This is a genomic window from Burkholderia sp. LMG 13014, from assembly GCF_905232215.1.
GTDB lineage: Bacteria > Pseudomonadota > Gammaproteobacteria > Burkholderiales > Burkholderiaceae > Burkholderia.
Genome location: NZ_CAJNKE010000298.1, coordinates 1 through 7,235 on the forward strand (window position 1 = coordinate 1; position 7,235 = coordinate 7,235).

The following is a 7,235-nucleotide window of genomic DNA, read 5'->3' on the forward strand; positions in this document are numbered from 1 at the left end:
TCACGCTGTCGGGCCGTTACGCGCTCGACTACGGCGACGAATCGATCGGGTCGGACGTATGGTTCGAAGAGGACGAGGCATCGGCGCGGCGCTTGCCGGACCGCTCGCAACGCGCGGGTGTGATCGTCTTCACGAACCAGCACGATGCGCTGCGCGGACTGCGGCTCCCCGCCGCGCAGCCCGACGGCGTATGCCGCTTCGACGGGCGCGCAACGGTCGTGATCCGCGCGCTGGACACCGTGTGCCCGGGGCTGGAAACGCCCGATCGCGCGCGGCTGGTGAAGGTGGTGACGGCCGGTCTGCCGACGCGACACGCGTGCGAGGCCACCACGCCATGATGCTGGCGCGACCGCGCCGTTACTCGACGTCCTCGTCGTCCACCATCTCGCCGTCATCCGCATCGAAATCCGGCGACGCATACGCGCTCGCCTGCTCGAGCAGCCAGCCGCGAAACAGCTCCAGCGGCTTGCTGTGGCTTAACTCCGTCGGATACACGAGGTAGTACGCCGAATCGCCGACCGTCGCCGCGTCGCACGGCACGACGAGGCCGAGCTGCTGCAACTGTTCCTCGACGAAGAACTTCGGCACGAGCGCGACGCCAAGCCCGGCCGAGGCCGCGCTGATCAGCATCGTGTGCAGCTCGTAGCGCACGCCCTGCATCGTGCGGATGTCCTCGACGCCGTGCGTCTCGAACCACTGCGCCCACGCGCCGGGGCGCGTCGTCGAGTGCAGCAGCGGGTACGCGAGCAGATCCTCGACGCGCTCGACGGGCCTGTCGAGCAGCGCAGGCGAGCAGATCGGCACGACTTCCTCGCCGAACAGGTAGTCGGACGACGTGCCCGGCCAGGTCGGCTTGCCGTAGTGGATCGCGGCCTCGAAGTGCGTGTCCTCGAACGAGAACAGGTCGGTGCGGCTGCCCATGTTCACGCGCACGTCGGGCGTGCGGTCGTAGAAGCTCTTGATGCGCGGGATCAGCCAGTGCGACGCGAAGGTCGGCAGCACCGCCAGCTCCAGGTAGCCGCCGCCGCTGCCGTGCGCGATGATCGACAGCGTGTCGCGGTCGAGTGCCTCCAGCGCGCGCCGCACCTGCGTGCCGTACAGCTTGCCGGCGCGCGTCAGCACGACGCGCTGCTTCACACGCGCGAACAGCCGCACGCCGAGGCTCGCCTCGAGGGTCGCGATCTGCCGCGATACCGCGCTTTCGGTCAGGAACAGCTCCTTGGCCGCGTGCGTGAAGCTCTCGTGGCGCGCGGCGGCTTCGAAAGCCACGAGCGCGCCCATGTTGGGGATCTTGAATTTACGCATGATGTTCGATTCGTCTGACGATCAGGCCCGCACGGCACAAGGCGGACGGCGGAGCAGGGGAGCGGCTGATAATTCCAAAAACTCATCACATATCAATTTAATCTCGCTTTACGCCCGGCTGCAACCCTTTGAATAATGCTCTCCACGCAAGGCCAGGCGCCCGCAGGGCAGCCGGCCAACGAGTTGCCGGCACGTTTGCCGGCGGTCCCCCGAGACGAGAAACCTGATGCGCAATCCGAATATCGAGAGCTTGCTGACGAAGCTGCTGGGACAGGCGAAGACCGACGCCCTGTTCTCGACCCTGAACATGCCGGCCATCCTCGAAGAATGGGAAGACGGCGTTGTGACGCGCGCGGAAATCGCGCAGGCGATGAACATGGCGCTGTTCGAAGGGCTGCTTGAACGTTCGGCGAACGGCCGCGCGTACACGGCCGACGCGATCGAAAGCGGCGGCTCGGTCTATTTCGACCACGGCGCGCTGCGCACGGTGCGCTGGCCGAACACGGGCGCGCTGCCGCCGGGCGAAGCCGCGTTCACGCGCATCCTGCGTCCGCTCGGCTTCCGCCTGAACGGCCGTTACCCGCTCGACAAGCTCGGCATGACGGGCCGCGCGTATGCGCATGAAGACGCGCCGGACGAAATCGCGCAGTTCTTCGTCAGCGAGCTGCATCCGGAACGTTTCTCGAAGGAATTCCAGCAGGCCGTGACGAACGTCGTGAGCACGTCGCGCGATCCGCTGTCGCCGGCGGCCGTCGCGCTGCTGTGGGAAATCGAGCGTGAAGGCTGGCTGTCGCTGGAGGCCGCGCACACGCTGCTGCCGGAGATCGTCGGGGCGTTCGCGCGTCAGCACGACCTGCCGAACGAGCTCGACTACGAAACGCTGCTGCTGGAATCGGCGGAAATGGCGTGGATCTCGACCGAAGGCAACGCGTTCAACCATGCGACCGACCGCGTCGCCGACGTGTTCAAGCTGTCCGACGACGAGAAGGCGAAGGGCCGGCCGATGAAGCCGGAAGTCGAGCGTTCGCGCTCGGGCCGCGTGTTCCAGACCGCGTATCGTGCGGATACCGTCGAGCGCGAATTCCGCACGCGCGACGGCGGCACCGTGAAGCGCAACGTACCGGGTTCGTTCTACGAGTTCATCACGCGCAAGCGCACGTTCGACCAGGCGGCACGTCGCTGGGTGACCGACCTGCGTTTCGATGCGGGTAATGCGCAAGGCATCTTCAAGATGACGGCGAACGCGGCGAAGTAACGCAGCGAAAGCGGGACGCTGCGCCGGCCGCGACGGTTTGGCCGGCGCATGCGCGAACCGCTACCTGAACCGCTACGGGAATCGTGGCGGCTGGTTGGCCTGAGTCAATGCAGGCACGTCGGCGGCATTGCCGAGTTGCCCGTAGCGGTTTGCCCCGGCTTCAACTGGCTGCCTGACCGATTCATCTGCTTCCAGACTTTCGGTACGCCATCGACTTGCACGTTGGCCTGCCAGACACGCTTGATTTCCGTGTGCGGGATCGCATCGCTTTCGCCGCTGTCGACCTCCTCGCGCCAGCCCCACTCCAGCAGCGTCCGCGTCGTACGGCCGATCATCGGCACAATCGATTCGACCGCCGCCCCAATCGACGGACCGTCGCGACGCTGCTCGCGCAACAGCCTCCCCGCCGCTCCCGGACTTCCGGCGAAAACCCGCTTGCCTTCCTGTTCCTGACTCCGTACTCCTGCGAAGCCGAGCCTCCACGAAATTCGACGCGGTTCCGCGCGGCGTCTGTCATCGCGGGGAAAGGCCATCGTTGACACGACCGCTGGCTCGAGGGTTTACGCGCCAGAAAATTCTCGATGCGACGTGTCATATCCGCCGGTACGGGACGACAAAAGTCACGCCAGTCGAACCATCATTCATCAGCCGATTCGTCGTAGCGCTTGCCCGGAAGAAGCCTTTCGATCACCCGGTCGATTGATTGGACGAGGTCTCGATGTCAGCTGGCAGTTCATGACACACGCTCAGGAAACCCGTGCATGCGACACGGGCGCTTCCAGACGTCCATTCTTGACAGGAGAACCCGGATGAACCCGATTCGCAAGCTCATGCTGTGTGGCGCCATTCCGTTCCTGCTGGTTGCCGGTGCGGCACAGGCAGACGGCGGTGGCATTGGTCGCAGCGGTACCTACATGTCGCACACGAGCGACTGGACCATGATGATGATGGACAAGCTCACGCCCGAGCAGCGCACGCAAGCCATCGTCATCCAGCAAAAAATGATGTCGATGGAAATGGCGCACAACGAAGCGATGGCAAAGATGCAAATGCAGCACGACAAGGAAATGATGGCATTGCAGAGCCAGTTGCTCGAACTCTACAAGGGGCACTAAGTGTGGCGAGCCCGGTGTCGAACGCCGGGCTCGTCGTCTCTCATTGAGAGGCGGCTGTTGCCGCGCTTGCCGCTTTGGCCTTCTTTGCCGCGTGGTGATGGCCGATTGCGCAACCCGCAGCGGCACCCATTGCCCCATGGTGCCCTGCGACATGGCCGGCGACCCCGCCCACGGCTGCGCCCTTCAGGCACCCTGCAGCAAACCCCGGGATCGAAGCGGTCATCAAGGCGATGCAGGCTGCCGATATCGAAAGGAATTTCATAGGTCATCTCCCTGAAAAACGCGTTGCGTTGTTCGTCTTGGTCGAGCCGGCATGGTCAGAAGACGTGCGTGATCAGATAGAACAGCACCAGCAGCCCGACCGGCACGCCGAGCAGCCAGGCGATCAGGTATTTGCCCATGTCGCTGTCCTGGTGGCCGCGACGCCGTCGGCGCCGCGGCGGTTGGATTGAAGGGCTATCGCGTTACAGCTCGCGGTCGAATTCCTTCAACTGCTTCTCGGCTGCGTCGCGGGCGATCCCGTAACGCTCCTGGATCTTGCCGGCCAGGTACTCGCGATTGCCTTCCGCGACGGCCAGGTCGTCGTCGGTCAGCTTGCCCCACTTGGCCTTCAGCTTGCCGGAGAGTTGCTTCCACTGGCCCTTGATCTTGTCCTCGTTCATCGTGTGCTCCTTGTCATGCAGGGATAGAAGGCGCGGCGGCGTGCCGCGCCGGGAGGTCAGGCCTTCGCCTTCAGGCCGGATGCGTCGACGTGCTTCACGCCCTTGACCGCGCGCGACACGGCGATCGCCTTCTTCACGGCGATCTTCGTCGGCAGCACGCCGGTCAGCGTGACGACGCCGTCGACCGTCGTCACGCTGATGTCGACGCTCTTCAGGCCGTCGACGGTGGCCAGCCGGCCCTTCACCTTGGTCGTGATCCACGTATCGGAGACGGGCTGGTTCGATTCGGCCTTCATGCCGTTGCCGGTCGATGCGTCCTGTGCAACCGCATTCGTGAGCGGCGCGGCACTCAGCAGGAAAGTCGCGCTGACGGCGAGCAGCGTCGAAATGGGGCGGGTCTTGTTCATGGATGTTCTCCTTCGCTTGGCGTGATGAATCGATGAATGCGAACGGCGCCGCGCACTACTTGACGATCGGCGTGTCGTAGCCGGGCTCGCGCGGCGGCATATCGGGGCGCGGCATGTCGGGCGGCAGCGGAACCGGCGGATCGGTGCCGGGCGGCGGTTCGGGCGGGCTGTCCGGAGGCGGTGCGGGCCGCGTCGGATCGGGTGTCTGATGCAGCTTCATCGTGCTTCTCCTCTGCGGTTCGGAAGGCAGCGCATGGGCGCCGATGCAGGACCAGCGTACCGGGGCGAACGTGCGTGGACATCGCGCAAATTCACCTGATCGGCTAGTGCGTTTGCACGGGGCGTCGTGAAGGGCGGGAGACGGGCGGGAGAGTGGCGCGGCGCGTATCCATCGCACGCGCGGCGTGGAATGGCGGGCCTGTCGGATGCATGGCGGATCGGCGGGGTGCCGAACGATAGCGCGTGCCGTGCGAATGTACTATGGCGGATAGTGCATTCGCGCCTGTCGCGCAGCGGTGCGGCACGCGATCATCGTCACACGCGCCGGCCGGCGCGTGTCGACGAAACGGCAACCGGGCCGGCGCTCATGCAGACGACATGGACAACCATTCGATGAACGAACAGGTCAACGAACAGGCAAACGAGCAGGCGCTGAAGTCGCATACCGACCGGCGCCAGCTGCACCAGATCATTGCGGGGCTCACCGAGGGCGTGATCCTGGTCGAGCCCGACCAGCGGATCGTCTGGGCGAACGAAGCCGCGCTCGCGATGCACGGCGTGACCGAGCTGAAGGCGCTCGGCGCGACCGTCACCGATTACCGCGAGCGCTTCCGGCTGCGCTACCGGAACAACCATCCGGTGCGCGACGGCCACTATCCGATGGATCGCGTGATCGCGGGCGAGGAGTTCAGCGACGTGACGGTCGAAGTCGAATCGGCCGCCGATGAAACCGTGAGCTGGGTCCATCGTATCCGCAGCCTCGTGCTGACGAACGCGGCAGGCGAACCGGATTGCCTGGCGCTCGTGCTGCACGACGCGACCGAATGGGCGAGCGCCGAGGAGCGCTTCGAGCGCACCTTCAACGCGAACCCGGCGCCGGCCGTGATCTGCCGGCTCGACGACCTGCGCTACGTGAAGGTCAACCAGGGCTTTCTCGACATGACCGGCCACGCGCGCGACGACGTGCTCGGCCGCTCGGTGTACGAGATCGACGTGCTCGACCAGGCCGAGCGGCGCGAACTCGCGATCGAGCGGCTCGGCGAAGGCGCGACGATCCCGCAGATGGAGGCCGTGCTGAAACTCGCGGACGGCAGCGCGAAGGCCGTGGTCGTCGCCGGGCAGCCGATCGACATGAACGACGAGGTATGCATGCTGTTCACGTTCATGGATCTCGAGCCGCGCAAGCAGGCCGAGCGCGCGCTGCGGCAGAGCGAGGAACGCTTCGCGACGGCGTTCCGGATGGCGCCGGTCGCCACCGCGATCGTCACGGCCGACCGCTTCGAATTGCTCGACGTGAACGGCGCATTCGCCGCGATGACCGGCCATGCGCAGGACGACCTGCTCGGCAAATCGGCGGACGAGATCGGGCTGTGGGCCGAGCGCGGCGCATGGCAGCGCATCGAAGGCCGGCTCGCGCGCGACGGCAACGTGCGCAACGCCGACGTGCAGATCCGCACGCGTGAAGGTGACGTGCGCGATTGCGTCGTATCGGCGGACCCTGTCGCGATACACGGGCGCGACTGTCTGCTCGTCGCGCTGCTCGACATCAGCGATCGCAAGCGTACCGAGATGGAGCTCGTCTACGCGATCGAAACCGCGATGCAGGATGCGTCGTGGTTCAGCCGCACGCTGATCGAGAAGCTCGCGAACGTGCGGCGCGCGAATGCGCCGGATGCGGGCGCTCAACTGTCGGACCTGACCGCGCGCGAACGCGACGTGTTCGACCTGCTGTGCCACGGTCTCGCCGACAAGGAAATCGCCGGCCGCCTCGGGCTCGCGCCGAACACCGTGCGCAATCACGTCGCGACGATCTATGCGAAGCTCGACGTGCACAGCCGCGGCGAGGCGATCGTGTGGGCGCGCGAACGCGGGATCGTCGGCGCGGCCGACGCGAATGGCGCGCGCGGCGAGAAGGGGGGCGAAAAGGGCGGCAAAAAGGGCGGCGCGAAGGGCAAGGACTAGCTAGCCTCTCGGTACGAATGCATCATGCGCGCTGGTGCATCCGCATCTGCCGCGCGCGGCGCGTGCTTGCGATCCTGTCCACTCGGCGGTGCGGCGCTGGCCGTCACGTCGCCGGCTCTCCCCCACCATCGCAGGAGACGACCATGGACAGGAATCGCATCGAAGGCAAGCTCAAGCAGGTCAAGGGTTCGGTCAAGGAAGCGCTCGGCAAGGTGACGGGCGACCGCAGGACGGAAGCGGAAGGCGTCGCCGAACAGCAGGCCGGCAAGATTCAGGAGCAGGCCGGCGAGGCGGCCGATGCGGGGCGCAA

11 protein-coding genes and 1 pseudogene are annotated in these 7,235 nt (G+C 65.9%); 6 read left to right on the forward strand and 6 right to left on the reverse strand.

The window, feature by feature from the left end; translation table 11 throughout:
* On the forward strand, nucleotides 1–338 hold a 338-nt coding region (locus JYJ84_RS23755; protein ID WP_205189529.1), incomplete at its 5' end, for a hypothetical protein.
* Nucleotides 339–357: 19 nt separating this feature from the next.
* On the opposite strand, the gene JYJ84_RS23760 is transcribed toward JYJ84_RS23755, so the two are convergent.
* Nucleotides 358–1,305: a LysR family transcriptional regulator gene (locus JYJ84_RS23760; RefSeq protein ID WP_174961992.1), complete on the reverse strand. Its 948-nt coding sequence runs from the start codon at nucleotides 1,303–1,305 to the stop codon at nucleotides 358–360.
* A gap of 226 nt (nucleotides 1,306–1,531) precedes the next feature.
* On the opposite strand from JYJ84_RS23760, the gene JYJ84_RS23765 reads away from it, so the two are divergent.
* Entirely contained in the window at nucleotides 1,532–2,560 is a 1,029-nt protein-coding gene (locus JYJ84_RS23765) for a DUF1338 domain-containing protein (RefSeq protein ID WP_175219196.1), read from the forward strand.
* A 170-nt stretch (nucleotides 2,561–2,730) separates the two neighbouring features.
* Here the strand turns inward: JYJ84_RS23765 and JYJ84_RS37920 are convergent.
* A pseudogene (locus JYJ84_RS37920) lies at nucleotides 2,731–3,011 on the reverse strand (hypothetical protein); the annotation flags it as partial.
* Between the two features lie 358 nt (nucleotides 3,012–3,369).
* Here JYJ84_RS37920 and JYJ84_RS23775 point away from each other — a divergent pair.
* A complete protein-coding gene (locus JYJ84_RS23775; protein WP_122948778.1) occupies nucleotides 3,370–3,675 on the forward strand; it encodes a hypothetical protein in 306 nt (101 codons plus the stop codon).
* A gap of 40 nt (nucleotides 3,676–3,715) precedes the next feature.
* Here the strand turns inward: JYJ84_RS23775 and JYJ84_RS37925 are convergent, their stop codons facing one another.
* Complete coding sequence (locus JYJ84_RS37925; protein ID WP_122948779.1) at nucleotides 3,716–3,937, reverse strand: hypothetical protein; 222 nt, start codon at nucleotides 3,935–3,937, stop codon at nucleotides 3,716–3,718.
* On the opposite strand from JYJ84_RS37925, the gene JYJ84_RS23780 reads away from it, so the two are divergent.
* Nucleotides 3,906–4,127, forward strand: a complete 222-nt coding sequence (locus JYJ84_RS23780; protein ID WP_175219199.1) for a hypothetical protein — start codon at nucleotides 3,906–3,908, stop codon at nucleotides 4,125–4,127. The genes JYJ84_RS37925 and JYJ84_RS23780 overlap by 32 nt on opposite strands.
* A 12-nt stretch (nucleotides 4,128–4,139) precedes the next feature.
* On the opposite strand, the gene JYJ84_RS23785 is transcribed toward JYJ84_RS23780, so the two are convergent.
* From JYJ84_RS23785 to JYJ84_RS23795, 3 genes are read right to left on the reverse strand one after another with little or no spacing between them, the layout of a single operon-like run.
* Entirely contained in the window at nucleotides 4,140–4,337 is a 198-nt protein-coding gene (locus JYJ84_RS23785; protein ID WP_011356274.1) for a CsbD family protein, read from the reverse strand.
* A gap of 56 nt (nucleotides 4,338–4,393) precedes the next feature.
* Nucleotides 4,394–4,744: a BON domain-containing protein gene (locus JYJ84_RS23790; RefSeq protein WP_174961994.1), complete on the reverse strand. Its 351-nt coding sequence runs from the start codon at nucleotides 4,742–4,744 to the stop codon at nucleotides 4,394–4,396.
* A gap of 55 nt (nucleotides 4,745–4,799) precedes the next feature.
* Entirely contained in the window at nucleotides 4,800–4,964 is a 165-nt protein-coding gene (locus JYJ84_RS23795) for a hypothetical protein (RefSeq protein ID WP_164462794.1), read from the reverse strand.
* Between the two features lie 377 nt (nucleotides 4,965–5,341).
* Here JYJ84_RS23795 and JYJ84_RS23800 point away from each other — a divergent pair, with 377 nt between their 5' ends.
* Nucleotides 5,342–6,925, forward strand: coding sequence for a helix-turn-helix transcriptional regulator (locus tag JYJ84_RS23800; RefSeq protein ID WP_236027152.1), 1,584 nt, complete (start codon nucleotides 5,342–5,344; stop codon nucleotides 6,923–6,925).
* A gap of 143 nt (nucleotides 6,926–7,068) precedes the next feature.
* Nucleotides 7,069–7,235 (forward strand): CsbD family protein (locus JYJ84_RS23805; protein ID WP_205189533.1); only part of this gene is annotated, 167 nt, incomplete at its 3' end.

Bases quoted from the DNA above. Each gene is read 5' to 3' on its own strand.
- JYJ84_RS23800 (WP_236027152.1), top strand. From the start codon at position 5,342: ATGGACAACCATTCGATGAACGAACAGGTCAACGAACAGGCAAACGAG.
- JYJ84_RS23775 (WP_122948778.1), top strand. From the start codon at position 3,370: ATGAACCCGATTCGCAAGCTCATGCTGTGTGGCGCCATTCCGTTCCTG.
- JYJ84_RS23760 (WP_174961992.1), bottom strand. From the start codon at position 1,305: ATGCGTAAATTCAAGATCCCCAACATGGGCGCGCTCGTGGCTTTCGAA.
- JYJ84_RS23795 (WP_164462794.1), bottom strand. From the start codon at position 4,964: ATGAAGCTGCATCAGACACCCGATCCGACGCGGCCCGCACCGCCTCCG.
- JYJ84_RS23790 (WP_174961994.1), bottom strand. From the start codon at position 4,744: ATGAACAAGACCCGCCCCATTTCGACGCTGCTCGCCGTCAGCGCGACT.
- JYJ84_RS23765 (WP_175219196.1), top strand. From the start codon at position 1,532: ATGCGCAATCCGAATATCGAGAGCTTGCTGACGAAGCTGCTGGGACAG.
- JYJ84_RS37925 (WP_122948779.1), bottom strand. From the start codon at position 3,937: ATGAAATTCCTTTCGATATCGGCAGCCTGCATCGCCTTGATGACCGCT.
- JYJ84_RS23780 (WP_175219199.1), top strand. From the start codon at position 3,906: ATGCAGGCTGCCGATATCGAAAGGAATTTCATAGGTCATCTCCCTGAA.
- JYJ84_RS23785 (WP_011356274.1), bottom strand. From the start codon at position 4,337: ATGAACGAGGACAAGATCAAGGGCCAGTGGAAGCAACTCTCCGGCAAG.